We start from the raw sequence: 25,815 nt of genomic DNA, 5'->3' as shown, positions 1-25,815 counted from the left end.
ATCGCCGAGATCGGCGATCGACAAGCAAATCGAAAAGCAATCAGTAACCGGACAGCAGCCACTGCAGTCGGGAGAGTTCCTCGACGGAACCGTTGCAGGTCAGCCGGTGGAAGGGGACGGCGCGGCGGCCCCACAGGAAGAGCAGCCGGGCGGCCGGGTCGCCCTCGATCAGCGCCTCGCCCTCGGGCTCGACCAGGGCGATCTTCGGGCCGTCGTGCACCCGCAGCACGATGTCGGGCTGGCCGGGCGAGCGCAGCCGCGCCTGGAACGGCTTGCCGGTGCCCGCGCCGGCCGCCATGCCGCGGGCGGTCATCGGCAGCGGGCCGATGAACGCGACCACGTGCTCCAGCAGTTCCGGCTGGGAGAGCAGCGCGTCGCCGAGCTCGTCGTCGCCGCCGATGTCCCAGCGGTGCACCGCGCACTCGCTGCGGCTGTGCTTGAGGAAGCCCGCCGCGTGGACCTCGCGGTTGGTCCAGCGCAGCACCGGGTCCTCCTCGCGCTCCAGCAGCTCGGCCATGCTGCGCCGCATGCGCTGCTCACCGTCGGCGATCGAGGCGGTCAGCTGAGGGGCCGTCATGCGGCGGAACTCGGGCTCGCGTTCGTCGAAGGTGCGGGTGCGGCTGAGCGGCTCGCCCTTGAGGTACGCGTCGACGTGACGGGTGATCTCCAGGTAGTTGCCCGCCAGGTGCGCACCGATCATGTGCACGGTCCGGCCGGGGCAGGCCGTCAGCGCGTCCGAGCGCGCGGTGTCCAGGATGTTGAGGAACTCGGTCACCTCGGCCGGCCGGCCATGGTCGTCCGAGGCGGCCACGGTGCTCGCTACGGTCTCGGTCATCGTCCTGTTGCTCCTTTGCGTGGGCATGGCCCGAGGGGTGGCAGTTGGGGGTGCCAGCTGGTGCGGCTCACTGCCAGGAAATGTCGAACTGCTCCAGGAGGACGTCCCGGCCGGCGGGGGTGATCCGCAGGCTGCGCCCCCGCTCCTGCCGGACCACCCACTCCGCCTGCAGGAAGCGCTCCAGCAGCGCCCGGCCCAGCGCGCCGGCGAGGTGGTGGCGCTGCTCGCTCCAGTCGACGCAGTAGCGGATGAACCGCCGCTTGCCGACCGGGAGTTGGACGCCGAGTTCGGTCAGGAACCGCTCGCCGGCCGGGTCCAGGCTGTACTCCAGGTCGCTGCCGTAGCCGCGGACCTTGTCGTGCTCGGCCAGCTCGGGGTGGAAGATCCCGTCGCCGCCGGTGAGGAAGCCGAGCTTGATGACGCTCGCCATGAGGTCGACGCCGAGCCGCCCGGCCAGGTGGTCGTAGCAGGTCCGCGCCTGCCGGAGCCGGGCGGCCCGGTTGCCGTCGCGCAGCGACCGGACGGGGTGGGCCGGTGCCATCCGGACCAGGATCTCCAGCAGTTCGCCGACCTGGGGGCCGGCCAGCCGGTAGTAGCGGTGCCGGCCGTGCGTCTCCACCTGCAGCAGGCCGGCGTCCGCCAGCTTGCCCAGGTGGCTGCTGGCCGTGGACCGGGTGATGCCGGCCTCGTCGGCCAGCACACTGGCCGGCAGCGCGCGGCCGTCGTTGAGCGCCATCAGCACCCGGCAGCGGGCGCGGTCCGCCAGCAGCGAGCCGATCTCCGAGATCTCGGCATCGCCCAGCACCGTGGTGACTCCACCGTCCAGATCCTGCACGTGCGTTCTCCTTCTCCGTGCCGATCGGCCGCCGGCTAGCTCGGCGGTTCGCCCGGCGGCGACTGATGGGGTCAATGCTCCCCGACCAGCACCGCCGAGGTGCGCGGTCCGCGCGGGTACTCGTACGGGATTCCCTCCGCCTCCAGCGCGGCGGTCAGGTGTTCGCGCAGACCGGCGGGGTCCGGCAGGGAGCCGAAGAACGCGTCGGTCAGGGCGTCCACCACGCTGGAGGCGCGGAATATCTCGATCCCGCCGCCGCGCAGCGCGTCCAGCTCGTCCTCGGTCGGGTAGCTGAAGTACCGTGCCAGGCTGTGGTCCTGCTCGGAGGCGGAGACCTTCTGACCGTCCACCAGGTCCAGGATCAGCTGCAGGATCGGGCTCGCGGCGTCGGCCACGTGGGCCAGCAGGTTCTCGTGCACCGAACGGGAGTAGCTCAGCGGGAACCGGGTCTGGGCGATCACCGGGCCGGTGTCCCAGCCCTCTTCGAGGTGGTGCAGGGTGAACCCGGCCTCCCGGGCGCCCTGTTGCATGGAGCGCAGGAAGGTGTTGACGCCGCGGAACTCGGGGAGCAGCCCCGGGTGCAGGTTGACGAAGAGCGAGCCGCTGTCCGGGCCGCCCAGGGCCTGCAGGATCGGCGACTTGAACTTCTGGTAGCAGCGGACGGACACCGCGAGGTCGATCCCCTCGGCCTGCAGCCCGGCGATGAACTCCGGGTCGTTCACGCTCTTCACGTGCCGCACCTCGACGTCCGGCAGGCCGAGCCGCTGCCAGCCGTTCGGGGTGTTGAACCGGCCGGCGGCGGGCAGGCCGTGGGCGTCGATGTAGGGGTAGGCGTGCTCCTGCAGCAGGGTGTGCTCGACGAAGAACAACTGCCGCAGGGGCAACGGGCGTTCGGCGCTGGTCTTGCCGCGGGTCAGGCCGAGGACGAAGGAGACGTCCGCGCCCCGGAGCACCGAGATCAGCCGGTTGACGATCAGGTGGCTGGTGACGTCGCTCCCCATCAGGAACAGGACCTTGAGTGGTCTGTCGCGCCCGTCCGTGCTCCGAACGGTTGGACGCTTGTTCTCCATGAGATGTCCTCTCAATGTCGCGGAGCGCGGAGCGGTTCGGACCGGTGGTGCGGGGTGCGGGAGCTGTTCGAGCTGGTGCGGGAGCTGGTCGGGGCGGTGCGCCGGGGCGGGGGCCGTGCGGGTCAGACCAGCCGCAGGAAGCTCCGGCGCTCGGCCAGGATGCAGCGGGTGCGGCGGGCGTGCGCGATGTTCTCCTGCGCCTCAGGGTCCGCCGCCAGCCGGGCCCGGTACTTCTCGTACTCGGCGAGGCTGTGGAAGTTGATCAGCGCGAGGGCGAAGTCGTTGGCGCCCTCCTTCGGCAGGTAGTACCCCACCAGGTCGCCGCCGCAGCGCTCGATGATCGCCGGCCAGGTCGTCGCGTACTTCTCGAAGTCGTCCAGCTGGTGCGGGTCGAGCGTGTACTGGATGTAACAGGTGATCATTTCGCCGGGCTTTCCTTGAGGGCCCCGGTGGGGCGGGAGACGGTGGGGGAGGCGGCCGGTGCGGCCGGTTCGGCGGCGGACCCCTTGGTCCGGTTGACGCCGTAGAAGGCGACGACCGCGCCGAGGAACTCCGCCGCGCAGCCGACCAGGATGGCCACCCGCAGGCCGTGCACGAACTCGGGCCCGTGGCTCGCGTTGTGGCCCACGATGGCCAGCACCGTGCCCTGGACGGCGACGCCGAGGGTGGCGCCGAGCATCCGGGAGAGGTTGGCGATGCCGGAGGCGAGTCCGGCGAGCTCACCCGGGACCGCGGAGACCGCGACCCCGACCACCGGACCGGTGTTGAGCGCCAGGCCGATGCCGACGATCACGAAGGCCAGCTCGATCACGGCGAGGTTGGCGTCCGCGCCGACGACCGCGTAGATCAGCAGCCCGAGGCCCATCAGCAGCATGCCGGCCGTCATCGGCAGGCGCGGGCCGTGCCGGTTGACCATCTTGCCGACGGTCGGCGAGAGCAGCGTGAAGACCACCGGCAGCGGCAGCATCTCCAGGCCGGCGACCAGCGCCGAGGTGCCGCGCTCCTGCTGGAAGGCCAGGCTGATCAGCATGAACAGGCCGTACATGCCGAAGGTCATGCACATCGCGACGATGCTGGCCACCGGCAGCTGACCGCGGCGGATCAGGTGCAGCGGGACCATCGGGCTCGGGCTGCGGCTCTCCGTCCACAGGAAGCCCAGCAGGCAGGCCACGCAGACGGCCGCGCAGAGCAGCGTGCTGACGGAGAGCCAGCCGAGGTTGTGGCCGTCCACCGCGATGAAGGTCAGCAGGCCGAGCGTGACCGCCGCCAGCAGCTGCCCGGGCAGGTCCAGGCTGCGGGCCTGCGGGTTGCGGGACTCCGGGACGTGACGGAAGCTCAGCACCAGCGCGGTGAGCCCGATCGGCAGGTTGACCCAGAAGATGGAGTTCCACCCCAGCGTCTGGACCAGCAGCCCGCCGAGGGTGGGGCCGGCCGCGAGTCCGGAGCCGGCCACGATCGACCAGGCGGCCATCGCCCGGTTGCGCTCGCGCCGTTCCGGGAAGGCGGTCGCGAGGATCGCCAGGCTCTGCGGCAGCATCATGCCCGAGCCCATGCCCTGCATGACGCGCCCGGCGAGCAGCATCGGCAGGTTCACGGCCAGCGCGCAGAGCAGCGAACCGAGGACGAAGACCGTCACGCCGATCCGGAACAGTCTGCGCCGGCCGAACCGGTCGCCCAGCGTCCCGCCGGTCAGCAGCAGTGCGGCGAAGGTGACGTTGTAGGCGTCGACCACCCACTGCATGCTGCTGATGCCACCGGAGAGATCGCGGTGGATGGCCGGCAGGGCCAGGTTGATGGCGGTGGTGTCCACCTGTCCGAGGAAGAGGCCCAGGCACGTGGCGAGCAGGGTGATGCCCGGTCGTGAGGCCGCCGCCGCGGTCAGTCTTGCTCCGGGCCCCGGGGGTGCTGCCCGGCTCGTCTGGTGCTGCCCGTCTTTTTCCCGGTCTCCGGTTGGCATGCTCCGACCCTAGGACCGAAACGATTCGACCCGGGTCGAATCATCGGCCCCCTGCGGAACGACGGGGCCGCGCGCCCCGGTCCGGTGAACTCCGGTAACCCCGGGGGCGTCTTCCCGGTTGCCATCATTCAATCCGATTGGCCGACGAATTGGAGTCAATAGCGCGCGACATGCGGAATCGCCGCCACCGGCCGGGGACGGCCGACCGGCAGCCCGACTCGGGTCGCCGACTCAGCCCGCCCAGGAGTCCGGCTCCGGGCCCAGCGCCAAGTGGAGTTGGTCCCGTCCGGATATCCAGAGCTTGCGGTAGACCCGGGTCAGCTGGTGCTCCACGGCCCTGGTCGAGACGCCGAGGATTTCCCCCACCCGACGGTTCGACGAACCGGCCGCCACCAGCCTGGCTATGCGGATCTCGTGCGCACTGAGTTCCTCGGGAGTCCTGAGCGTGCGGATGCGACCCTCGTGTGCGTCATTGGACACGGTGCAGCCCTTCCACTGGATTTGCGATGCGGAGCGGCCCGATTTCCGTGATTCGCAGCGGTGCGCCGGAGCGGGCCACGGGGGAAGAGCCTAGATTTCGTCCTGCGGAATTGTGAAGTGCCTTCGGTGGTCCATCTATGCGCGCGCCGCATAGATGCAGCTGGGATCGGTCGTCGGCGACCGGGAACGGAAATCCGCGGGACGATCCCGGAAGAGCGCTGCAATGGTCGTGGCGTATGCGGGAAAACGCGCGCCCGGATTGCGGGAGGGGACGGGGAAACGGTGGCCGCGCCCGAGGGGGAGGAGTGGTGACGGCGCGTCGGCCGGGCCATCCGGACCGCCCGCGCGATCATGGGGCGATGGAGATCGAGATTCGGGACGCCGAGGTGGAGCAGCGGTTCGAGGCCCGGGTGTCCGGCAAGCTCGCCGGCTTCGCCGAGTACCTGCGCAGCGCAGACCTGGTCGTCTACCCGCACACCGTCGTCGAGCCCGCCTTCGAGGGACGGGGCGTCGGCTCGGCCCTGGCCCGCGCGGCCCTGGACGACGCCCGGGACCGGGGGCTCCCGGTGCTCGCCGTCTGCCCGTTCATCCGCGCCTGGATGGTCCGCCACCCCGAGTACGCGGACCTCGCCTACGAGAACCGGAGCCGGGTGAGCGACTGATGGCCGTCAAGTCCTATGCGGCGCAAGGCATCACCGTCCACTACGACACCGCCCTGTGCCGCCACGCCGCCGAGTGCGTCCAGGGCCTGCCCCGCGTCTTCGACACCACCCGCCGCCCCTGGATCGACCCCGCCGCCGAACCCCCGGCCGCCATCGCCGAGGTCATCCGCCGCTGCCCCACCAACGCCCTCACCTACGACCTGACGGACGGCCACCCCGAGCAGCCGGACCGGCCCACCTCGATCCGCCGCACCCCCGACGGCCGCCTGCTGCTGCGCGGCGAGCTGGTGGTGGAAGGGCCGGACGGCGAACGCGAGTTGATGCGCGCGATGCTGTGCGGCTGCGGAACCAGCGCGGAGCAGCCGTACTGCGACCGCAGCGGGGCGTGCGGGGGCTGAGCGCTAGTTGGCGGCGCCGAGCTCCCCGCGCTCGACGGCCCCGCGCAGCACGCCGGCGATCTCCCGGGGAAGCAGGTTGAGCGCGTCGAGGGCGTCGGTGGTGAGGGGGACCTCCTCCAACAGGTATTCGCCCCGGCCTTCCTGGCTGAACTCGGGTCCGGTGCGGTCCTCGAAGTTCCACTCGTCGATGGTGGCGAGGTAGAAGTCCTGGCGTTCCTCGTCGGTCTCGATGGTGCGGAGGAGCGAGACGATCTCGGCCTCGCCGCCGACCTCCTCGTGGACCTCGCGCCGCAGCGCATCCTCGGGGCTGGCGTCGGTGGGTTCGATCTTTCCGCCGACGACCACCCAGTACGGGTCGATGCCGGGGCGGATGCGCTTGATCAGCAGGACGGTGTTGTTCGGGGTGAGGAGAACGGCGCGGACGCGGTGCTGCAAGGCGGTACCTTTCCGGTGCGGTGCTGACGAGCGGTCAGTGGAGGATCCAGCCGCCGTCGACGTGCAACGACTGACCGGTGATGAAGGAAGCGCTGGGGGCGGTGAGGAAGGCGACGGCAGCGGCGACATCCTCGGGGCGGCCCCGGCGCTGGATGCACTGGCGGCGGATCTGGTCCTCCGGTCGGGCGCGGTGGTGGGCGGGCAGGTCGTTCTCCGCCTCCACCCGGATGGCCCCTGGGAGGACAGTGTTCACGCAGATTCCGGCGGGTCCAAGTTCCCTGGCCAGGGACCTGGTGAAGCCGATCAGTCCGGCCTTGGCGGTGCTGTAGGCGGTGAGTCCGGGCCGACCGGTGCGGGCGTTGACGCTGCCGATGATCGTCCTGGCCGACCTCGGCGCCGTGCGCCTGCGTCAGGACGACATCGACGGCGCCGTCGCTTCCTGGGGCGAGTTCCTCGACTGTGCGGACGGCATCCGCTCCGTGAAGGTGCGGGACGCCGTGCACGACATGCGCGCCCGCCTGTACCGGCTCCGCGCCGTGCCCGGGGTCGAAGCCCTGGACGAACGGACGGCGGTCGAAGCCGCGCGGACGGTGTGACGGGGCGTCTGGACGGACGGATAGGAGCAGGTCAGCGGCCTGGTGACCGATCATGGCCGGTGCATCGGGCACGATGCATGCGTGAAATGATCAGCTCATGTTCAAGGGCCCACTGACCGAAGAAGAACTCGACGAACCCCCGCCGCCCTGTGAGGTCTGCGCCGAACCGGTCAAGGCCGAGGATGCGATCGACGTCGAGATCGACCGCCATGGCGCTGTCCCCCTCTACCTTCTCTTCTGCTCGGAGCAGCACCTCCGGGAACACCTGTCCCAGCAGCCGCTGCCGCCGCCCGAGCCGGAGCCGGATCCCTTCGACAAGAGCGGGTCGGCTGCCGAGGAGGAGGGCGAGCCGGCCGCCGAGGAGGGTGAGCAGGGCAGGTTGCCCGGCTGCGTGATCGCGATGTTGGTGCTGATGGGCGTGATGCTGCTGCTTCCGGTGTTGTCGTCGCTGGGCGTGCCGCTCTGGGGGCAGGGGCACCACTGAGCCGCACGGGCCGGTCGGCGGTGATCGGATGATGTGTGACATGGTATGAGAGGCGCGGAAACACACGAGGCGTCAGCTGAGGCGACCACGGGGGCGTTCGGTGGACAGCGGATTCGGCAGTGTGGTGCGCAAGGTGGCGGGCACGGCGGCGCCGCTCTACCTCTCGATGATCGCCGCCTCGGCCGGCGCCGTCGTCGACACCGCCGTGCTCGGGCGGCACGCCACCGCCACGCTCGCTGCCTTCGGGGTGACCATGGCGGTGTACGGACCGGCCACGGCTGCGATCGCGGGGAGCATGCGCGGGGTGATGCCGTTCGTGGCGGAGAACGCGGACCGGCCGGTCGAGTTGGCGCGAGTGGTGCGCAACGGGTTCCGGCTCGGCGGGTCGGTCGGGGTGTTCGGTGCGGTCGCGGTGGCGCTGGTGCCGCTGATCGGTCGGGTGGGCGGGGTGCCGGCGGCGACGCTCGGCCAGCTTGGCGTGTTTCCTTGGCTGTTGGCGCTGAGTGCGCTGCTGACGGCGGTCGGCTGTGCGGCCACGGCCACGCTGATCGGGCTGGACCGGGGCCGGTTGGTGATGCGGGCCGGGCTGACCGGCACGGGTGTCGCGGTGGTGCTCTCGCTGGTGCTGGTGCCCTCGTTCGGGCTGGCCGGCGCGGGCGTGGCCATGGTGGCCTCCAGCGCGATCAACGCCGGGGTGGCCCAACTCGCCCTGCGTCGGGTGCCGCTGGTGGCTGTCCGCCCGGCCGGGGTGCGCCCGCCCGTTCGTGAGGTGGTCGAACTCGCCAAGGTGGGGCTGCCGTTGGCCGCGACGGTGCTGGTGAAGTTCGCGGTGCTCGGAGTGCTGGCCTTCGTCGCGGCGCGGATCGGCACCCGGGCCGCCGCCGTGCACTCGGTCGCGGTCTCGCTGGTCAACCTGCTCTTCACGGTCGCGGTGGCGGTCGGGCAGGCGACCGTGCCGCTGGTGGCCGACCGGCACCGGGCCGGCGACCTGCCGGGGCTGCGGGTCCGGGTGCGGGCGGGGGTGTTGGTGGCGGTGACCGCCGTGCTGGCGCTCGGGGCCGTGCTGCTCGGCCTGCACGGCGTGGTGCTGCGGGTCTTCAGCGGTGACCCGGTGCTGCGCGGGCAGGTCGCCCGCCTGCTGCCGCTGGTGCTGGTCGCGGTGCTGGGCGACGCGGTGCAGGCCCAGCTCGGCTTCGGCATGATCGGGGTCCGGCGCACCGGTCGGAGCCTGGTCAACTTCGCCTGCTGCTACGGGCTGTTGGCGCTCGCCGCCGCGCCGGTCGGCTCGCTCGGCGGGCTGACCGGCCTCTGGGGCGCGCTGGCACTGGCCAACCTGCTGCTGATCGGCACCCAGGGCCTGCAGTTCGCGCGGCAGAGTGCACTCGCCGTCGCCGAGGTCCGCGCCTCGACGACGGCGCCCGTCGCACCCGTGAGTTGACGGTCAGTCGGCCGAGTACACCTGCTCGCCGCCCACGAAGGTCCGCAGCACCCGGGCCTCGCAGATCTCCTCGGCCGGCGCCGTGAAGAAGTCCCGGTCCAGCACCACCAGATCGGCCAGCTGCCCGGCGCCCAGGCTGCCCGCGTCGTCGTGGCCGTTCAGGTGCGCCGAGCCGGCCGTGTAGGCGGCGACGGCGGTGGCCAGGTCCAGGCGCTGCTCGGGCAGGAAGACCCGTTCGTCGGAGGTGTGCGGCTCGCGGCGGTTGACCGCGACGTGCAGGCCGGCGATCGGGTCGGGGCTGCTGACCGGCCAGTCGCTGCCGGCCGCCAGGGTCGCGCCGGCCCGCAGCAGGGCGCCGAACGGGTACTGCCAGGCGGCGCGTTCGGGGCCGAGGAAGGGGATGGTCAGCTCGTCCATCTGCGGCTCGTGGGCGGCCCACAGCGGCTGGATGTTGGCGACCGCGCCGAGCCGGGCGAACCGGGGCAGGTCCTCGGGGTGCACCACCTGGAGGTGGGCCAGGTGGTGCCGGGTGGCCCGGCGGCCGTTGGCGGCGCGGGCGGCGGCGACGGCGTCCAGCGCCTCGCGCACCGCGCGGTCGCCGAGCGCGTGGAAGTGCACCTGGAAGTCCAGCCGGTCCAGCGCGGTGACGTACTCGCGCAGCGCCACCGGATCCACGAAACTCAGGCCGGAGTTGGCGGTCGCGCAGCCGCAGCCGTCCAGGTAGGGGCTGGTCATGGCGGCGGTGAAGTTCTCCGCGATGCCGTCCTGCATGACCTTGACCGAGCCGGCCCGGAACCGACCGTGCGTCAGGTCCCGGCGGCGCTGGACGAGTTCGGGTATCTGCTCGGTGCCCCGGTCGCGGTCCCACCAGAGCGCGCCGGTGACCCGGGCGGTCAGGCTGCCGTCCCGGGCGGCGGCCAGGTAGGCGTCGGACGGGTCGGGGTTGCCGTTGAACGCGCCGAGCAGCGCGTCCTGCCAGCCGGTGATGCCGAGCGAGTGCAGCAGCCGCTGGGCCCGCAGCAGCGCGGCCAGCCGGTCGGCGGGGCTGTGCGGCGGGATCAGCTTGGCGACCAGGCCGGTCGCGCCCTCCTGGAGCACTCCGCTGGGCGTGCCGTCGGCCTCCCGCTCGATCCGGCCGTCGGCCGGATCGGGGGTGTCCCGGGTCAGGCCGGCGAGCTCCAGCGCCCGGGAGTTCACCCAGGCGCCGTGGTGGTCCCGGTTGGGCAGGTAGACCGGCCGGTCCGGGACGACCGAGTCGAGCAGCTGCCGGGTCGGCAGCCCGCCGGCGAAGCTCTCCATCGACCAGCCGCCGCCGGTGATCCACTCCCGCTCCGGGTTGGCCTCGGCGAACTGCCGGACCAGGTACAGGTACTCGTCCACCCCGGTGGTGCCGGTGAGGTCGCAGTCGGCCAGCTCCAGGCCGCCGAAGACGGCGTGCACGTGGGCGTCCTGGAAGCCGGGCAGCAGCAGGCGCCCGGCCAGGTCCACCACCTCGGTGCGCGGGCCGATCAGCTCCAGCACCTCGTCGTGCCCGACGGCGGTGATCCGCTCGCCGGTGACGGCCAGGCTGCTCGCCCGGGTCCGGGCCGGGTCGCCGGTGTGCACGGGGCCGTTGGTGAAGACCAGGTCTGCCTTGGACATCTGTGCTGCTCCAAACGATGTGACGGTCGATCAGGAACGGTGGATCAGGAGGTGGTGCGCGTGCTGTGGCGCTCGGTGAAGTACGGCGAGCGGCGCCGCCAGCGCGCCCAGGCGGCGGCCAGCAGGCCGGTGGCGATCATCATCACCGGCACCAGCAGCTCGAACCAGCCGTTGTCGGCGTTGAGTTCGAAGTGGTCCGCGGAGTCGTAGAAGCTCCAGGCCAGGTAGCCGCCGACGGCCAGCAGCACCAGCGCGCCGAGCAGCGGGGCGACCACCACCCGCAGGGCCTCCAGCGGTGCGCTGCGCAGCAGGTGGCGGAACCGGACGGCGGCGGCCGTGGCGGTGAGCGCGTAGTAGAGCGCCACCACGATGCCGATCGCGTTGACGGCCGCCGAGATCAGCGAGTTGACGGTCGGGATGACCAGCGCGAGCACGGCCAGCGCGGCGGCGATCGCGGTGATCAGCAGGGTGCCCGCGGCGGGCGTGCGGTGGCGCGGGTGCAGCCTGGTCCAGACCGGGCCGAGGGTGCGGTCGCGCCCCATCGCGTACATCCCGCGCGCAGTCGGGATGACGGAGGCCTGGAGCGAGGCGGCGGCGGAGAACATCAGCGCGACCAACGGCAGTGCGGCCAGCGGCTGGTGCGCCAGCTTGTTGCCGTAGTAGGTCAGGCCCTGGGCGCCGTTGTCGGCCAACTCCTGGAGCGGCAGCACGCGTTGGAAGGCGACCGAGGCGAAGACGAAGAGCAGCATCATCACCGTCAGCGAGATGAAGCCGCCCCGGGAGGCCTGGCGCGGGTCGCTGACCTCCTCGCCGATGCTGAAGACCGATTCGAACCCCCAGTAGCAGAAGACCGCCAGCACCATGCCCTGGGCCAGCGCGTGCAGCGAGGGGATGCCGAACGGGTCGAACCAGCCCCAGGAGAACGGCTGGGTGCCGACCACCAGGCCGTAGCCGAGGAAGCCGATCAGCACCAGGTACTCGAAGGCCAGCAGGTACTTCTGCAACCGGGCCGCCAGGTCGACCCCGCGCACCGCGACCAGCGAGGCGGCGAACAGCACGACCAGGCCGAGCAGGGTGCACTGCAGGGTGGAGTCCGGGTCCAGCCGCAGGCCGCCGATCCGGTGCAGGGTGGCCTGGCCGGCGAGTTGGATGATCGAGGAGCCGGTCACCGCGACCGTGTAGGCCATGAAGACGACGGTGCCGACCACGTTGACCCAGCCGGTCAGGAAGCCGAGCCAGGGGTTGAGCACCTGGCCGACCCAGCGGTAGCTGCTGCCGGCGTCCGGATCGACCAGGTTGAGCCGGCCGTAGGCGCCGGCGATGCAGAGCACCGGCAGGAAGGCCAGCAGCATGATGGCCGGCAGGTGCAGGCCGACCACGCCCGCGGTCAGGCCGAGACCGATGCCGATGCTGCTGGTGGCGGCGGTGCTGGAGGCGGCGATCACGATCGCGCCGGTGGCCCCGAGCGACTTGCGCATCGCGGCCGGTTCGGTGGAGCTGGTGGATTCGGTGGTGCTGGTGGAGGAGGTCGGGTCGCTGCCCGTGCTCCTGGCTCTGGTGGCCAACGGATCACCGCCGTGTTCGTGGGGGAGTGGGGGAGAGGTCCGGGTGCGGGGTGGGGGACGCCCGGAAGCGGGGTTCGCCATGAAACCCGTGAGGTGCTTCACAGGTCAATGCCGTTGTCATAAGCTCCCCGCCATGACAGACCGGGTGGTTCCCGAGCCGGACCGGCGGCGCCGGCGGCCGACCAAGCAGGGCACCGTGCTCTCCGAGCGGCTGATCGTGGAGACCGCGCTGCGCCTGGTCGCCCAGCACGGCGCGGAGGCGCTCACCGTGCGGCGCCTCGGCCTGGCGCTCGGCGCCGACCCCAGCTCGATCTACCGCTACTTCCGCAGCACCGACGACCTGCTGCTGGCGCTCGCCGAGGAGCTGATCGGCCGGGCCCAGCACGGCTGGCAGCCGACCGGCGACTGGCGGGCCGACCTGGCGGAGATCGGGCTGCGGATCCACCGCTGCTACCAGGCCCACCCGCAGGCCGCGCTGCTGGCCGCGCACCGCACCACCGGGCGGGAGAACGAGATAAGGGCGGTCGAGGCGATCCTCGGCGTGCTGCGCCGGGCCGGCCTGGCCGACCCGGAGGCGGTGCGGATCTACCACGCCTTCGTGGACCAGGCGCTGGCCTTCGCCGCGCTGGACTCCGCGGTGTTCTCGCTGCCCGCCGCCGCGCAGGCCGCCGACCTGGCCGTCTGGCAGCAGGCCTACGCCCGGCTGGAGCCCGCGACCCACCCGCACATCGCGGCCACCGTGCCGCTGCTCGCCGCCGACATGCGGCTGAGCGGCTACCCGGTGGCGCTGGAGCTGATGCTGGACGCGATCGCGGCCCGACTGCCCAGCTGACCTGCGCAGGGACGCGGGGGACGTTCGGCCCGCTTATGACAACACCATTGACGTTAGCCGCTCCGATGACGTTCCTTTGATGGCACCCCCAGCACCTCCCGTCGAAGGAGCCCGCCACCATGGCCGACCCCGTCCACGCCCTCGCGGACGCGCGACCCGTCCCGTTCTGGCTGGACGACCCCGGCCGCCCCGCCGCGCTGCCCGCCCTGGTCGGCGAGGCGCACTGCGACCTGCTGGTGGTCGGCGGCGGGTACGGCGGCCTGTGGACCGCGCTGCTCGCCAAGGAGCGCCACCCCGAGCGCGAGGTGCTGCTGGTCGAGGCCCGGGAAGTCGGCTGGGCCGCCTCCGGGCGCAACGGCGGCTTCTGCGAGGCCAGCCTCACCCACGGACTCGGCAACGGGCACCAGCGCTGGCCGGCCGAACTCGGGCTGCTGGAGCGGCTGGCGGCCGACAACCTGCGCGGCATCGAGCGGACCGTCGAGCGCTACGGCATCGACTGCGACTGGGAGCGCACCGGCTCGATCACCGTCGCCACCGAGCCGTACCAACTGGCGGGCCTGCACGAGCACCAGGCGCTCGCCGCGCGCCACGGCAGCGAACTCACGCTGCTGGACCGGGCACAAGTGCGGGCCCAGATCGACTCGCCGACCTTCCTCGGCGGACTCTGGGACCGGGACGGGGTGGCGATGGTCAACCCCGCCCGGCTCGCCTGGGGGCTCAAGCGGGCCTGCCTGGAGCTCGGGGTGCGGATCCACGAGCACACGCCGGCCACCGCGCTCGCCGAGTCCGGCCCCGCGATCGCGGTGCGCACCCCTTACGGGCGGGTGCGGGCGGCGAAGGTCGCGCTGGCCACCAACGCCTTCCCCGCCCTGCTGCGCCGCCACCGCCCGTACACCGTGCCGGTCTACGACTACGCGCTGATGACCGAGCCGCTGACGGCCGATCAGCTCGCCGCGGTCGGCTGGCGGGGCCGGCAGGGCTGGGCGGACAGCGCCAACCAGTTCCACTACGTGCGGCTGAGCGCGGACGACCGGATCCTGTTCGGCGGCTACGACGCGGTGTACCGGCCCGGCGCGGGGGTGCGGGCCGAGCGCGACCAGCGGCCGGAGACCTTCGCCACCCTGGCCCGGCACTTCGCCCGCACCTTCCCGCAGCTCGCCGGGGTCCGGTTCAGCCACGCCTGGGGCGGCGCGATCGACACCTCCACCCGGTTCTGCGCCTTCTTCGACCTGGCGCACCGCGGGCGGGTGGCCTACGCGGCGGGCTACACCGGTCTCGGCGTGGGTGCGACCCGGTTCGGTGCGCAGGTGGTGCTCGACCTGCTGGCCGGGGAGCGGACCGAGCGGACGGGGCTGGAGATGGTCCGCCGCAAGCCGCTGCCGTTCCCGCCCGAGCCGGCCCGGTCGATCGGGATCGGCCTCACCAAGTGGTCACTGGCCCGGGCGGACGCGAACGGCGGCCGGCGCAACCCCTGGCTGCGCGCGCTGGACCGGGTCGGCCTCGGCTTCGACAGCTGACACCCCGTGCTGAAAGTTTGTGATCTGAATGTATGACAGTTTTGCCGTGTACGTCCCGAACGCGGAGCTCGACCCCGAGCCGCTGGCCCCGGCCCGGGTGCTGGCCGGGACGCCCGAGGCCTCGGGACGGGTGCTCTGGGAGTCGCCGGACGGGCGGACCGTGCGCGGGATCCGGCAGCTCACGCCCGGAGTGCTGTCCGACGTCGCGGCCGACGAACTGTTCGTCGTGGTGAGCGGACGGGCGACGATCGAGATCGAGGACGGGCCGGTACTGGAGGTCGGCCCGGGCGACGTCTGCGTGCTCAATGCGGGGGACCGCACCGTGTGGACGGTGCACGAGACCCTGCGCAAGGCCTACGCCATCACCCTGCCCGCTCGCTACCGCCGACCCGCCGAACGAGATGACTTCTGAGGGGTCCTCAGGGGCTGTCAGGGGACGGAGACGCTGGCACCGAAGTCGAAGTTGCCTGACTGGCCGGGATCCACCGTGCCGTTCACCGGTCCGGTGCAGTCGGCGTTGCCGAAGACGGTGACCTCCTGGTCAGTGCCGTTGTAGACGTTCAGCGGGCCGCTCTCCGCGTTGTAGCAGCCGCTCGGGTCCTGGAAGAACTGGTCGTTGAGGCTGAGCTGGCCGGTGGCGGCGCCGGCGCTGGTGGCGGTGGTCAGACCGAGGGTGGCGGCGGCCAGCACGATGCCGGCCGCGTGCAGTACTCGCTTCAAGGGTTCTCCCGGTTGCTGGAATGAGCGGTGTAGTCACCGAGCATTTCCTTCCCATGCGAACCGTTCGGCTATCCACTCGTTCGGGTGAACCGGAGTTGCTGGTCCGTGCCCTCCGGCTGCCGGCCGCCTAAATCTGCTCGCGGACCGCTGGCCCGGCTCCGTACCGTGCCCGGCATGACATCCAGCTACCGGATCCGGCCGGAACAGCCCGGGGACCACGCCGCCGTCCACGACCTGCACGTGCTCGCCTTCGGTGACCCGGACCGGGTGCCCGGCCTGGTGGCGGCGCTGCGCACGGCGCCGGCGGCGTTCGCCCCGCTGTCGCTGGTGGCGACGGACGCGGACCGGTCGGTGGTGGGCCACGTGATGCTCAGCGCCGGGCGGTTGGACGCGCAGCGGCGACTGGTGGACGTGGCCACGCTCTCGCCGCTCGGCGTCCACCCGGAGCACCAGCGCCGGGGCGTGGGAACGGAGTTGGTCGCGGCGGCGCTGGCGGCGGCGGAGCGGCAGGGCCTGCCGCTGGTCTTCCTGGAGGGTTCGCCGCCCTACTACGGAGCCCGCGGCTTCGAGCGCGCCTCGGCACACGGGTTCCGGGCGCCCTCGCTGCGGATCCCGGACCCGGCCTTCCAGGTGGCGCGACTGTCCGCGCACGAGGAGTGGATGACGGGCGGTTACGTCTACAGCGAGGCGTTCTGGGCGCACGACTGCGTCGGCCTGCGCGACCCCGAGCGCTTCGCCCGGATCGCCGCGCTCGGTTAGCGAACGCTCGGTTAGCGAACGCTCGGTCAGCGGAGCGGCGGTCAGCGGAGCGGCGGCGGGCGGGGTGTGCGCGCCGCTGTCCGGCGCGCCCACCGGGTGGCCATAATGGTCGCACCCGCGGCCCGGCCGTACCGAGGAGGTCTGGCGTGATCGAGATCGAGGAGCTGACCCGGACCTTCGGCACCCGCACCGCCGTGGACCGGCTCACCCTGACCATCGGCGAGGGCGAGGTCTTCGCGCTGCTCGGCCCGAACGGCGCCGGCAAGACCACCACCGTGCGGATGCTCGGCTGCCTGATCGGCCGGACCAGCGGCCGGGCCGTGGTGGCCGGTCAGCGGATCGGCGACCCCGGCGCCGACCGCAGGATCCGCGGCCTGATCGGCCTGCTGCCCGAGGAGCCCGGCCTCTACCCGGACCTGACGGCCGTTCAGACCCTCGACTACTTCGGCAAGCTGCACCAGCTCCCCAAGCGGGTCCGGGCCGAGCGCACCGAGGAACTGCTCACCCGGCTCGGCCTCTGGGAGCGCCGGGACAGCAAGGCCGCCACCTACTCCAAGGGCATGCGCCAGCGCCTGGCCATCGCCCGCGCGCTGATCCACGACCCGCCGGTGCTCTTCCTCGACGAGCCGACCGCCAACCTGGACCCCGAAGGCGCCCGCGCCGTGCGGGAGTTCCTGCTCCAGCTGCGCGCCGAGCGGCGCACCATCGTGCTCAACACCCACGACCTGGCCGAGGCCGAGCGGGTCTGCGACCGGGTCGGCGTGCTGCGCACCCGGCTGGTCGCGGTCGGCAGCCCCGCCGAGCTGCGGGCCCAGCTGCACGGCAGCACCACCCGGATCCGGCTGGACGCCGTGACCGACCCGGTGCTCGCCGCCGTCCGCGCGCTGCACCCCGAGGGCGTGCGCGCCGACGGCGACACGATCACGGTGGCCGTCGCGGACCCGGTGCGGGAGAACCCGGAGCTGGTGGCCGCCGTGGTCGCGGCCGGCGGGCGGGTGCAGAGCGTGGTGCCGGTCACCGCCAGCCTGGAGGAGGTCTACCTGGAACTGCTGGGTGAGGAGAAGGCCCCGTGAACCGACGGATCGTCACCACCATCGCCGCCAAGGACCTGCGGCTGGTGCTCACCCGGCGGAGCATCCGCTCCTCGCTGATCGCCTTCCCGCTGATCGTCTCGGTCGGCCTGCCGCTGATCACCCGGTTCGCCGGCCACCGCAACGGCGGCCAGGGCATCCCCGCCTCGGCGCTGCCGCGGATCCTGGACTCGTTCGGCTTCTTCTTCGTGATCGGGGCCGCGCTGCTGCCGACCGCGATCGCCACCTACAGCCTGGTCGGTGAGAAGGTCGAACGGAGCCTGGAACCGCTGCTCGCCACGCCCGCCACCGACGGCGAGATCCTGCTCGGCAAGGCGCTGGCCGCCGCGCTGCCGCCGATCGGGGCGATCTGGCTCGCCTCGGTGGTCTTCATGACCCTCACCGACGCCTTCACCCACGACAAGCTGGGCCGCGACTACTTCCCGAACGCGAGCATCCTGCTGGTGCTGCTCCTGGTGGTGCCGCTCGCCGCGCTCGGCTCGGTCGGGTTCAGCGTGGTGGTCTCCTCCCGGGTCACCGACGTGCGGGCCGGCCAGCAGCTCGGCGCGCTGGTGGTGCTGCCGTTCACCGGGCTGTACGTCGCCTCCGAGACGGGCGCGGTCACGCTGGACACCGCCGGGCTGCTGGTGGTCGCGGCGGTGCTGGCCGGCCTCGACCTGGCGCTCGGCCTGCTCAGCCGGGCCGTCTTCCGCCGCGAGGAGATCCTCACCCGCTGGTCCTGAGGCCCGGGTTCGAGTTCCACGCCGGTCAACCTCCGTACACGGTAGTGTCCTTGTTCCACACGAACACTCCACGCAACGGAGGTAGGACAGATGGCTGACGGGGTCCTCTGGACGGCCCTGCTCGGCGGGCTGCTGGTGCTGGGAGCGCTCCAGCTGCGGTTCGGCCCGGCCGGCCGCGCGCGGTCCGAACTGCGCAGCCGGCGCGCCGAGCGGCGCCGCTGGGCGGCCGAACTCGGCTGGGAGTACCGGGAGGAGGACCAGGAGCTGGCCCGCCGCTGGGCGACCGCGATCCCCCCGCTGGGGGCCGAGCACCGGTCCGCCGCGCGCTTCGTGGTGACCGGCACCCTGGACGGCCGCCGGGTCACCGTCTTCGACCGGGTCGCGTACTGGAACACCCGGTTCTGGGAGCTGCGGATGCCCGCGATCGCGGTCCGCACCGTGCACCTGGTCGAACTGCCGCGCCCGCTGCCGCTGGTGGTGGTCTCGCACCACACGCTGGCCCTGGACACCATGCTGCCGCTGGAGCGGCAGCGGATCCGGGCCACCCCGGGCCGGTTCGTCCACGACACCGGGGACGCCGACTACGACGCCGTCCACCTGGTGGAGACCACCGATCCCGACCTGGCGGCCCGTCTGCTGACGCCCGCCGTGCGGGAGTTCGGCGACGACCGGCGCTGGCTGGAGTGGCGGGTCGACGACCGCTGGCTCTGCCAGGTCGGCCTCCAGGGGCCGGCCGGGCGCGGCACGCCGCCGTTGGCGGTGCTGCGCTCGCTGGCCGAGCTGATCGCCCAGGCCGACCCCGCGCTGTGGGGCGACGCGGCACCGGCGGCGCGGCCCGAGCCGCCCGCGACGGTGGATGCGGCGGACCTCACCGGGCCGGTCACCATGTACCGGGGCGGGCCCGCGCACACCGGTGTCTTCCCGCAGGCCCGCGCACCCGAGGACTTCCGGGCCTGGAGCGTGCGGCTGCCGGAGCCGCCCGCCACCGAACCGGCCGTCTGCGACGGCACCGTCTACCAGAGCGCCGGCCACCACTGCTACGCGCTGGACGCGCTCACCGGCGAACTCCGCTGGAAGTACCGCGCCGAGGACGGGATCGTCCGGCCCCCGGCGGTGGCCGGCGCGACCCTCTACCTGGTCAGCGACGACGGACTGCTGCACGCCGTCGGCACGGCCGACGGACAGCGCCGCTGGACCCGGCGGGTCGGCGTCTCGGCCGCCCCCACCCTCGCGGACGGGTTGATACACACCGTGCAGCTGCCCGCCTTCCCGCTGCGCGAGCCGAGCCGGCTGACCGCGCTGGACGCCCGCACCGGCACCGAGCAGTGGCAGCGCCACCTGCCCGCCGGCGCCTGCTCGGCCGCCACCGTGGCCGACGGACGGGTCTACGTGCAGTCCGCCAAGGGCGAGTTGAGCGCCTTCGACGCCGCGACCGGCGAGCTGCTGTGGCACAACTCGCAGACCGGCGAGCGCTACCTGGCCTTCGGTGCGCCGAGCGTGGCCGACGGCACCGTCTACACCGGCACCGGCGGCGGCCGGGTGCACGCCTTCGACGCGGCCACCGGCGAGCACCGCTGGAGCGCGCGGGCCGGCGGCACCGCGATCGACCACAGCCCGGGGATCGCCGAGGGCACGGTGGTGATCGGCGACAACGGCACCGGTGCGCACGCCTTCGACGCCGCCACCGGGGAACCGCGCTGGCACCACGCCGGCCCGCACGGCGCCTCCGGCTTCAGCAGCAGCGGCCCCGACGGCTGGCTGGTCGGCTCGGCCAGCAACCGGGGCCTGTTCCGGATCGACCCGGTCACCGGGCGGGTGGGCTGGCGGGTGGCGCTGAACGGCCCCGGCAGCAGCCCGGTGTACGCGGGCGGCGTGGTGTACGTGGCCACCAACCGCGGCCAGGTGCTGGCGGTGGACGCGCTGACGGGCCGCCGGCCGTCCTCCCGGCGGCGCGGCATGCGGGTCGGCTGAGGTCGGCCGGGCGTGGCGTCAGGACCGTCCCCCCGAACCGGTCCTGACGCCACGTCACGTGCCACGGCGCGTCAGAGCGTCACACAGGTGTCCCCGCCCAGCTGGGTGTAGCCGCCGTCGCCGTTGTGCTGCCAGAACCGGGTGCACCACAGGTCGCCGTCCGTGGTGCTCTGCGTCGGGTTGATCCGCACGTCGCCCTGGTCCGAGTTGCTGTCCGGGGTGTTCCCGATCTCCCCGTGCGGGCCCCAGAACTCCAGGTGGCCGTTGGCCGCATTGCCCAGCCAGATGCCCCAGACGTCGTAGGCCCGGCAGTTGTCGTCGATCGAGACCTCGACCTTGATGTTGTCGCCCAGGTAGTCGTAGGCCCGCCCGCAGGTGAGCGCGGGCGCCCGGGTGGCGGCGTGGGCCGGCGGGGCGAAGCCCGTCGAGCCCAGGGCCAGCGTCAGCAGGGCGAACGCGGCGGTGGCGGTGCCGAAGGCGTGGGTGGTGCGGCGGTGCATGGGGTGCTCCCTCTGGTGCACGGTGCGCGGACGACCGGTACACACCCGGGCCGGGGCCGCCGTATGACACCGGGCCGGGACTTTCGTCGGGAGTTCCTCAGCCGAGCCAGTCGTCGACCCGCGCGACGGCGGCGGCGACCAGCTCGGCCGGGGCGTCGCTGGTCTCCAGCGAGGTGCGGGCGACGTCGGCGAGCTGCCGGTCCGTCAGGCCCAGCACGGTGCGGGCCGTCCGGTACTCGTCGGTCAGCGAGCAGCCGAACATCAGCGGGTCGTCGGTGCCGAGCGAGCAGCGCAGGCCGGCGGCCAGCAGCCGGGGCAGCGGGTGCTCGGCCAGGTCCGGGACCACGCCGAGCACCCGGTTGGAGCTCAGGCAGACGTCCAGCGAGACCCGCCGCCGCAGCAGCAGGTCGACCACCGCCGGGTCCTCGACGGCCCGGATCCCGTGCGCCACCCGGGTCGCGCCCAGCCGCTCGACGGCCGCCCGCACGCTCTCGGCACCACCCAGCTCACCGGCGTGCGGGGCGGCGGTCAGCCCCGCCCGCGCCCCGATCGCGAACGCCTGCGCGAACCGCTCAGCGGGCGCGGCCAGTTCGTCCCCGGTCAACCCGAGCGCGCAGACCCCCCGGCCGGCGTACCGCGCGGCGAACCCGGCCAGCCGGACGGCCTCCTCGGCGCTGCGGTGCCGGGAGAGCGCGATGGTCAGGCCGAACCCGACACCGAGCTCGGCACCGGCGGCGCGGCCGGCTTCCAGGACCAGCTCCAGCACCTCGTCCGCCGTGCCGAACTGCGGGTAGCTGTGCGGGTCGAAGTGCGGCTGCACCCACACCCCACCGTCCGCGGCCACGTCCGCCACCAGCTCGGTGACCACCCGGCGCAGGTTCTCCGGCCGCGCGGAGCTCGCCTCGTAGGCGGCGTGGAAGACCTGCTGGAAGCCGGCGAAGTCGGTGAACCCCTGCGGATCCGGCGCCTCCCGCCCGTCCTCGGCGGCCAGTTCGGCCAGCGTCGCCGGCCGCATCGCGGCGAGCAGGTGCAGGTGCAGCTCGGCCTTGGGCAGGGTGCGCAGATCGCGCGGGGCGGACGGCACGGGGCGTTCTCCCGATGGGGGCTCAGTTGAGCAGTGCGGTGAGGAGGGTGCCGACCAGCAGGCCGGTGGTGACGACGGTGAGCTGGATCCCCAGGTTGGCGGCGCGGAACCGGGGCAGCAGGAACGCCAGGCAGGGCGCGCCGAGCCCGAGCAGCGGGCCGGCGACCAGCCAGGCCGCCAGCACGTGATGCCGGTGCGCCTGGGCGGGCGAATGGGCGGGCCAGACCACCACCAGGAGGCCGAGGACTTCGACGGCCGTCAGCAGCAGCACCGTCAGCAGCAGTTCCAGCAGGGCGAACCAGATCAACACGGCGCCGGGCTCGCGCCACGAGGCCTTCGTCGTCCGCTCGGGCGCCGTCCGCGCCATGTGCGTCTCCCCCCGGTCCGCACGGTGCTGCTACGGACATCCTGGCAGAGCGGGCGCGATCCGTCAGGCGATCCGTCAGGCGATCCGTCAGCGGAAGTGCACCAGGACCCGGCCCGGGTTGTGCGGGTCCTGCTCGTGGCGGACGTAGAGCTTGCGGATGTGCTTCTGGTCCAGGAAGGCCAGCACCCGGCGCAGCAGCTGGCCGGAGCCCTTGCCGGGGATGATCTCGGCCACCGGGTCGCCGGACCGGGCCGCGGCGAACAGGAACTGACGCATCGCGAGTTCGATGTCCCGGTTGTTGCGGAAGATCGGGTGCAGGTCGAGGCTGCGCAGCGGCTGTTTGTTCACGGGCGAACGATAGCCGGTAGGGTGTCCGCGCGCCCCGCGGACGAGTGCGGGGACGGGACCGAACGATCGGGGGATCAGCATGTCCGTCACGCTGGAGGTGGCGCCGGCCGGGGACGCGCCGGGGCTGCTGCTGCGCCCTTGGCAGGCCGGCGACCTGCCCGACCTGGTCGCCGCGTACCAGGATCCGGGGATGCGCCAGTGGTTGTTCCACCGGGTCGCGGACGAGGCGGACGGGCGGCGGTGGCTGGCCGAGCAGGAGGCCGCGTGGGCGGACGGGACCAGGTACGCCTTCGCCGTGCTGGGGGAGTCCGGCGGGCCGATCGCGAACATGGTGCTGAAGGACGTCGCGGACGACCGGGACACCGCCGAGGTCGGGTACTGGACCAGCGCCGCCGCCCGTGGCCGGGGGGTGGCCCCGCGGGCGTTGGCCGCCGTCGCCGAGTGGGCCTTCGGGCTGCCCCGGCGGACGCCGCTGACCAGCCTGGTCCTGATGCACGCGGTGGACAACACCGCCTCCTGCCGGGTGGCCGAGAAGGCGGGGTTCGCGTTGGGCGAGGTGCTGGCGCCGCGGCCGCCGGACTTCCCGACCGAGGGCCACCGTCACCTGCGGACGGCGTGACGGCGTGACGGCGGGTCGGGCCGCGACCGGGTGGTGGCGGGCGCTGCTGCTGGCCGGCCTGCTGGTCGCGCTCGCCGGGTGCGCGGGCGACGGTGACGGCGATGACGGCGGCGCCCCGAGCCAGGCCGCCTCACCCACCCCGCCCGCCTCGCCGGTGGCGCTGCGGTGGACGCCGACGGTCGGTGACCGCTGGCAGTACCAGTTGCAGACGAACCCGGACCCGCGGTTCGCGGCCACCGGGGGCGTCGACGTGGACGGCGTGTGCGTGGTGCCGGTGTCCGGCGGCGCGCCGGTCTGCCCCCAGGTGTGGGACGTCGATCTGTTCGACGTCTCGGGCCACCCCAACTCGGCTGCGGTGACGGCGATCCACCGGCGCGGCGGCCGGGCGGTGTGCTACCTCGACGTCGGTGCGCTGGAGAAGGGCCGCCCCGACGAGGGGACGATCCGCGCCTGGGCCGCCGAACACCCCGGGGCGCACCTGATCGGCGGGCCGGTGGCGGGCTACGAGGAGAGCGAGAACTGGCTGAACATCGGCGACTCGGGCGCGCGGGAGTTCCTGGTCGGCGTGATGGCGGCGCGGATGGCCGAGTGCGCGGCGGCGGGCTTCGACGGGGTGGAGGGCGACCTGGTGGAGGCCTACCAGCACCCGCGCGCCGAGACCGGGTCGGCGATCGGCGCGGACGACCAGCTCGTCTACAACCGGTCGTTGGCCGATGCGGCGCACCGGTACGGCCTGGCGGCGGGCCTGAAGAACGACGCCCAGCAGGCGCCGGAGCTGGGCGAGGTCTTCGACTTCTCGGTGGACGAGAGCTGCGTCAGGTTCGACGAGTGTCAACCGCTGGCCGACGGCTTCCTGAACCGCGGGAAGCCGGTCTTCCACGTCGAGTACCTGACGGAGTGGCAGACCGGCGACCCGTCCGTCCCGTGCCGGGCGGCGTCCGCGCTCGGCTTCAGCACGATCGTGAAGCAGAGCAGCCCGACCCTCGCCGACCTGCCCTACCACCCCTGCCGATGAGCCGTCAGCCGACGGTCCGTCGGCCTGCCGCCGCCGACAGGCTGCCGAGCAGTTCACCCAGCGCGGCCGTGACCTCCGCCGGGCGCTCCATGGCCGGCAGGTGGCCGGTGTCGGGGAGCTCCAGGTGGCGGGCGTGCGGGATGCCGTCGGCCAGCAGGCGGGAGACGGCGAGGATCTCCGGGGAGTCGGCCAGGCCGGAGACCACCAGGGTGGGGACGGCCACCTCGGCGAGCCGCCCGCTGGCCGGCGGAGAGAGCGGCTGCTCGGGCACGGACGGGCCCTCCCAGAGCCGCCGACTGGTCAACCGGTCCATCTCGACGGCCAGTTGCCAGACCGCGCGGTCCAGTGCGCGCCGGGTCCGCTGCGGCCCGGCGACCAGCAGCTCGGCCTCCGCCTCGGCCCACGCGTCCACGTCGGCCGGATCCACCTGCGCCCCGCCCTGCCGGTAGCGCCGCAACCGCTCCTCGGGCACCAGGCTGTGCACCCGCTCCCGGGCCCGCTCCACCAGCGAGGCCGGCCACAGGTGCCCGGAGAGCCCGGACGCCAGCAGGGCGAGCGCGCCGAACCGCCGCGGCGCGCTGAGCACCGCGTCCAGCGCGATCCGGCCGCCGTCCGAGGCGCCCACCACGGCCGCCCGCTCCACCTCCAGGGCGTCCAGCAGCGCGATCAGGTCCCGGTGGTGGGCGAACGGGCCGACCGGGTCCCCGGAGCGGCCGCGCCCGCGCCAGTCGTAGCGGATCACCCGGTGCGTGCGGCCGAGCGCGGTGAACTGGGCCTGCCACATCCGGCGGTCCGCGCAGCCGGCGTGCACCAGGACGACGGCCGGGCCGGACCCGGTCTCGTCGTACTCGATGTCCGTTCCGTCGATTCGCATCCTCATCGTGGTCACTCCCGCATCCCAGCGTGCTTGCGTGAACGGAAGGTGCGGCGGTACGCGTCCGGCGGCACGCCGACGGTGCGGTTGAAGTGGCGGCGCAGGGTGGTCGAGGTGCCCATGCCGGTGGCGCCGGCGATGGCGTCCACGCTGTCGTCGGTGGTCTCCAGCAGCTCCTGGGCGTGCCGGATCCGCTGGGTGAGCAGCCACTGGAGCGGGCTGGTGCCGGTCACCGAGCGGAAGTGGCGGCCCAGGTGACGCGAGCTCAGGTTGGCCCGGCGGGCCAGGTCCTCCACGGTCAGCGGCTGGTCCAGCCGCTCCATCACCCAGGGCAGCAGGTCGGCGAGCGGGTGGTTGCCGGGCGCCGGCACCGGGGTGGTGACGAACTGGGCCTGGCCGCCGTCCCGGTGCGGCGGCACGACCAGCCGGCGGGCCAGCCGGTTGGCCACCGCGGAGCCGTGGTCCAGCCGGACCAGGTGCAGGCACAGGTCCATCGCGGCGGCCTTGCCGGCCGAGGTGAGCACGCTGCCGTTGTCGACGTAGAGCACGTCCGGGTCGACCGTGACCCGCGGGTGGCGCTCGGCCAGCACCTGGGTGTGCGCCCAGTGGGTGGTGGCCCGCCGCCCGTCCAGCAGGCCGGCGGCGGCCAGCACGAAGGCGCCGGTGCAGAGCGAGACGATCCGGGCGCCGGCCCGGTGGGCGGCGCGCACCGCCTCGACCAGCTCGGCGGGCGCGGGGCGGTCGACATCGGCCCAGCCGGGCACGATCACCGTGTCGGCCCGGGCGAGTCGGTCGAGCCCGGCCGTGGGGGCGAGCTGGAAGGCGCCCACCCGGACCGGTCCGGGCCCACAGAGCGTCAGTTCGTACCAGCCGCCCGGCACGCCGGTCAGCTCGTTGCCGAAGACCTCGCAGGCCAGGGCGAGTTCGAAGTGCAGCATGCCGTCGGTGACGGCGAGTGCGACGGTCGGCCGCTGCGGAAGTGGCATGTCCGGAAGTGTAC

At 73.2% G+C, this 25,815-nt stretch carries 30 protein-coding genes and 1 pseudogene; 14 read left to right on the top strand and 17 right to left on the bottom strand.

Translation table 11 applies throughout. From position 1 onward, the window contains the following. Window positions 1-40: 40 nt before the first annotated feature. The 6 genes from FHX73_RS36220 to FHX73_RS36195 all read right to left on the bottom strand — a co-directional run bounded on the left by FHX73_RS36220 (window position 41) and on the right by FHX73_RS36195 (window position 5,177). Window positions 41-835, bottom strand: a complete 795-nt coding sequence (locus FHX73_RS36220; protein WP_170305238.1) for a maleylpyruvate isomerase N-terminal domain-containing protein — start codon at window positions 833-835, stop codon at window positions 41-43. A gap of 67 nt (window positions 836-902) precedes the next feature. Next, window positions 903-1,670 carry an ArsR/SmtB family transcription factor gene (locus tag FHX73_RS36215; RefSeq protein WP_211786441.1) on the bottom strand — a complete coding sequence of 256 codons (768 nt, stop codon included), beginning with the start codon at window positions 1,668-1,670 and terminating at the stop codon, window positions 903-905. Between the two features lie 71 nt (window positions 1,671-1,741). After that, window positions 1,742-2,671 carry a formyltransferase family protein gene (locus tag FHX73_RS36210; RefSeq protein ID WP_170305237.1) on the bottom strand — a complete coding sequence of 310 codons (930 nt, stop codon included), beginning with the start codon at window positions 2,669-2,671 and terminating at the stop codon, window positions 1,742-1,744. A gap of 191 nt (window positions 2,672-2,862) precedes the next feature. Next, entirely contained in the window at window positions 2,863-3,162 is a 300-nt protein-coding gene (locus FHX73_RS36205) for an NIPSNAP family protein (protein ID WP_145910241.1), read from the bottom strand. Continuing rightward, window positions 3,159-4,697, bottom strand: a complete 1,539-nt coding sequence (locus tag FHX73_RS36200; protein WP_145910240.1) for an MFS transporter — start codon at window positions 4,695-4,697, stop codon at window positions 3,159-3,161. The genes FHX73_RS36205 and FHX73_RS36200 overlap by 4 nt, the downstream gene beginning before the upstream one ends. A gap of 231 nt (window positions 4,698-4,928) precedes the next feature. Further along, window positions 4,929-5,177 carry a helix-turn-helix domain-containing protein gene (locus FHX73_RS36195; protein ID WP_170305236.1) on the bottom strand — a complete coding sequence of 83 codons (249 nt, stop codon included), beginning with the start codon at window positions 5,175-5,177 and terminating at the stop codon, window positions 4,929-4,931. Window positions 5,178-5,536: 359 nt separating this feature from the next. Between FHX73_RS36195 and FHX73_RS36190 the strand changes: the two genes are divergently transcribed. Next, complete coding sequence (locus FHX73_RS36190; RefSeq protein WP_246214095.1) at window positions 5,537-5,839, top strand: GNAT family N-acetyltransferase; 303 nt, start codon at window positions 5,537-5,539, stop codon at window positions 5,837-5,839. Next, on the top strand, window positions 5,839-6,237 hold the full coding sequence (locus FHX73_RS36185) for a (4Fe-4S)-binding protein (RefSeq protein ID WP_145910237.1): 399 nt from the start codon (window positions 5,839-5,841) through the stop codon (window positions 6,235-6,237). The genes FHX73_RS36190 and FHX73_RS36185 overlap by 1 nt, the downstream gene beginning before the upstream one ends. A gap of 3 nt (window positions 6,238-6,240) precedes the next feature. Here the strand turns inward: FHX73_RS36185 and FHX73_RS36180 are convergent, their stop codons facing one another. Together FHX73_RS36180 and FHX73_RS36175 are read right to left on the bottom strand one after the other, a co-directional pair. After that, window positions 6,241-6,672, bottom strand: a complete 432-nt coding sequence (locus FHX73_RS36180; protein ID WP_145910236.1) for an NUDIX hydrolase — start codon at window positions 6,670-6,672, stop codon at window positions 6,241-6,243. Window positions 6,673-6,706: 34 nt separating this feature from the next. Next, window positions 6,707-7,045 (bottom strand): annotated as a pseudogene (locus FHX73_RS36175) (SDR family oxidoreductase); the annotation flags it as partial. Here FHX73_RS36175 and FHX73_RS45735 point away from each other — a divergent pair. The 3 genes from FHX73_RS45735 to FHX73_RS36160 all read left to right on the top strand — a co-directional run bounded on the left by FHX73_RS45735 (window position 7,005) and on the right by FHX73_RS36160 (window position 9,190). Then, window positions 7,005-7,268 carry a hypothetical protein gene (locus tag FHX73_RS45735; protein ID WP_211786439.1) on the top strand — a complete coding sequence of 88 codons (264 nt, stop codon included), beginning with the start codon at window positions 7,005-7,007 and terminating at the stop codon, window positions 7,266-7,268. The pseudogene FHX73_RS36175 and the gene FHX73_RS45735 sit on opposite strands and share 41 nt — an antisense overlap. Window positions 7,269-7,365: 97 nt before the next feature. After that, complete coding sequence (locus FHX73_RS36165; RefSeq protein ID WP_145910235.1) at window positions 7,366-7,752, top strand: hypothetical protein; 387 nt, start codon at window positions 7,366-7,368, stop codon at window positions 7,750-7,752. Between the two features lie 100 nt (window positions 7,753-7,852). Then, window positions 7,853-9,190: an MATE family efflux transporter gene (locus FHX73_RS36160; RefSeq protein ID WP_246214094.1), complete on the top strand. Its 1,338-nt coding sequence runs from the start codon at window positions 7,853-7,855 to the stop codon at window positions 9,188-9,190. A gap of 3 nt (window positions 9,191-9,193) precedes the next feature. On the opposite strand, the gene FHX73_RS36155 is transcribed toward FHX73_RS36160, so the two are convergent. After that, the gene (locus FHX73_RS36155; RefSeq protein ID WP_145910234.1) at window positions 9,194-10,831 is read right to left on the bottom strand and encodes an amidohydrolase; all 1,638 of its coding nucleotides are present in this window, start codon (window positions 10,829-10,831) and stop codon (window positions 9,194-9,196) included. A 44-nt stretch (window positions 10,832-10,875) separates the two neighbouring features. Next, window positions 10,876-12,309, bottom strand: a complete 1,434-nt coding sequence (locus FHX73_RS36150) for an APC family permease (protein ID WP_145910370.1) — start codon at window positions 12,307-12,309, stop codon at window positions 10,876-10,878. A 220-nt stretch (window positions 12,310-12,529) separates the two neighbouring features. Between FHX73_RS36150 and FHX73_RS36145 the strand changes: the two genes are divergently transcribed. The 3 genes from FHX73_RS36145 (at window position 12,530) to FHX73_RS36135 (ending at window position 15,157) form a co-directional block, all read left to right on the top strand. Then, on the top strand, window positions 12,530-13,228 hold the full coding sequence (locus tag FHX73_RS36145) for a TetR/AcrR family transcriptional regulator (RefSeq protein WP_145910233.1): 699 nt from the start codon (window positions 12,530-12,532) through the stop codon (window positions 13,226-13,228). A gap of 119 nt (window positions 13,229-13,347) precedes the next feature. Next, window positions 13,348-14,745 carry an NAD(P)/FAD-dependent oxidoreductase gene (locus FHX73_RS36140; RefSeq protein WP_145910232.1) on the top strand — a complete coding sequence of 466 codons (1,398 nt, stop codon included), beginning with the start codon at window positions 13,348-13,350 and terminating at the stop codon, window positions 14,743-14,745. A gap of 28 nt (window positions 14,746-14,773) precedes the next feature. Next, complete coding sequence (locus FHX73_RS36135; RefSeq protein ID WP_145910231.1) at window positions 14,774-15,157, top strand: cupin domain-containing protein; 384 nt, start codon at window positions 14,774-14,776, stop codon at window positions 15,155-15,157. A gap of 17 nt (window positions 15,158-15,174) precedes the next feature. Here the strand turns inward: FHX73_RS36135 and FHX73_RS36130 are convergent, their stop codons facing one another. Further along, window positions 15,175-15,465, bottom strand: a complete 291-nt coding sequence (locus FHX73_RS36130) for a hypothetical protein (RefSeq protein ID WP_145910230.1) — start codon at window positions 15,463-15,465, stop codon at window positions 15,175-15,177. A 174-nt stretch (window positions 15,466-15,639) separates the two neighbouring features. On the opposite strand from FHX73_RS36130, the gene FHX73_RS36125 reads away from it, so the two are divergent. From FHX73_RS36125 to FHX73_RS36110, 4 genes are all read left to right on the top strand, one after another. After that, window positions 15,640-16,224 (top strand): GNAT family N-acetyltransferase, encoded by a 585-nt coding sequence (locus FHX73_RS36125; protein ID WP_145910229.1) that lies wholly within the window; start codon window positions 15,640-15,642, stop codon window positions 16,222-16,224. A gap of 146 nt (window positions 16,225-16,370) precedes the next feature. Continuing rightward, window positions 16,371-17,297 (top strand): ABC transporter ATP-binding protein, encoded by a 927-nt coding sequence (locus tag FHX73_RS36120; protein ID WP_145910228.1) that lies wholly within the window; start codon window positions 16,371-16,373, stop codon window positions 17,295-17,297. Then, a complete protein-coding gene (locus FHX73_RS36115; protein WP_145910227.1) occupies window positions 17,294-18,037 on the top strand; it encodes an ABC transporter permease in 744 nt (247 codons plus the stop codon). Before FHX73_RS36120 ends, FHX73_RS36115 begins: the two co-directional genes overlap by 4 nt. Before the next feature lie 90 nt (window positions 18,038-18,127). Next, entirely contained in the window at window positions 18,128-20,008 is a 1,881-nt protein-coding gene (locus tag FHX73_RS36110; protein WP_145910226.1) for a PQQ-like beta-propeller repeat protein, read from the top strand. Window positions 20,009-20,079: 71 nt separating this feature from the next. Here the strand turns inward: FHX73_RS36110 and FHX73_RS36105 are convergent, their stop codons facing one another. The 4 genes from FHX73_RS36105 to FHX73_RS36090 all read right to left on the bottom strand — a co-directional run bounded on the left by FHX73_RS36105 (window position 20,080) and on the right by FHX73_RS36090 (window position 22,307). Next, window positions 20,080-20,508: a hypothetical protein gene (locus FHX73_RS36105; protein WP_145910225.1), complete on the bottom strand. Its 429-nt coding sequence runs from the start codon at window positions 20,506-20,508 to the stop codon at window positions 20,080-20,082. Window positions 20,509-20,605: 97 nt separating this feature from the next. Then, window positions 20,606-21,592 carry an adenosine deaminase gene (gene add, locus FHX73_RS36100; protein WP_246214093.1) on the bottom strand — a complete coding sequence of 329 codons (987 nt, stop codon included), beginning with the start codon at window positions 21,590-21,592 and terminating at the stop codon, window positions 20,606-20,608. A 22-nt stretch (window positions 21,593-21,614) separates the two neighbouring features. Then, complete coding sequence (locus tag FHX73_RS36095; RefSeq protein ID WP_145910224.1) at window positions 21,615-21,959, bottom strand: hypothetical protein; 345 nt, start codon at window positions 21,957-21,959, stop codon at window positions 21,615-21,617. 87 nt (window positions 21,960-22,046) lie between these two features. After that, on the bottom strand, window positions 22,047-22,307 hold the full coding sequence (locus FHX73_RS36090) for a Smr/MutS family protein (RefSeq protein WP_246214092.1): 261 nt from the start codon (window positions 22,305-22,307) through the stop codon (window positions 22,047-22,049). 79 nt (window positions 22,308-22,386) lie between these two features. On the opposite strand from FHX73_RS36090, the gene FHX73_RS36085 reads away from it, so the two are divergent. Both FHX73_RS36085 and FHX73_RS36080 read left to right on the top strand, forming a co-directional pair. Beyond that, on the top strand, window positions 22,387-22,926 hold the full coding sequence (locus tag FHX73_RS36085; protein ID WP_145910223.1) for a GNAT family N-acetyltransferase: 540 nt from the start codon (window positions 22,387-22,389) through the stop codon (window positions 22,924-22,926). Between the two features lie 4 nt (window positions 22,927-22,930). Further along, window positions 22,931-23,941 carry an endo alpha-1,4 polygalactosaminidase gene (locus FHX73_RS36080; protein WP_145910222.1) on the top strand — a complete coding sequence of 337 codons (1,011 nt, stop codon included), beginning with the start codon at window positions 22,931-22,933 and terminating at the stop codon, window positions 23,939-23,941. Window positions 23,942-23,945: 4 nt separating this feature from the next. Here the strand turns inward: FHX73_RS36080 and FHX73_RS36075 are convergent, their stop codons facing one another. Beyond that, window positions 23,946-24,821 (bottom strand): alpha/beta fold hydrolase, encoded by an 876-nt coding sequence (locus tag FHX73_RS36075; RefSeq protein WP_145910221.1) that lies wholly within the window; start codon window positions 24,819-24,821, stop codon window positions 23,946-23,948. A gap of 5 nt (window positions 24,822-24,826) precedes the next feature. Next, the gene (locus FHX73_RS36070) at window positions 24,827-25,801 is read right to left on the bottom strand and encodes a helix-turn-helix domain-containing protein (protein WP_145910220.1); all 975 of its coding nucleotides are present in this window, start codon (window positions 25,799-25,801) and stop codon (window positions 24,827-24,829) included. Window positions 25,802-25,815: the final 14 nt, after the last annotated feature.

It is taken from the genome of Kitasatospora viridis (assembly GCF_007829815.1).
GTDB classification, from domain to species: domain Bacteria; phylum Actinomycetota; class Actinomycetes; order Streptomycetales; family Streptomycetaceae; genus Kitasatospora; species Kitasatospora viridis.
The sequence above is the reverse complement of the archived record's forward strand: the minus strand, read 5'-3'. Positions and strand labels throughout refer to the sequence as shown.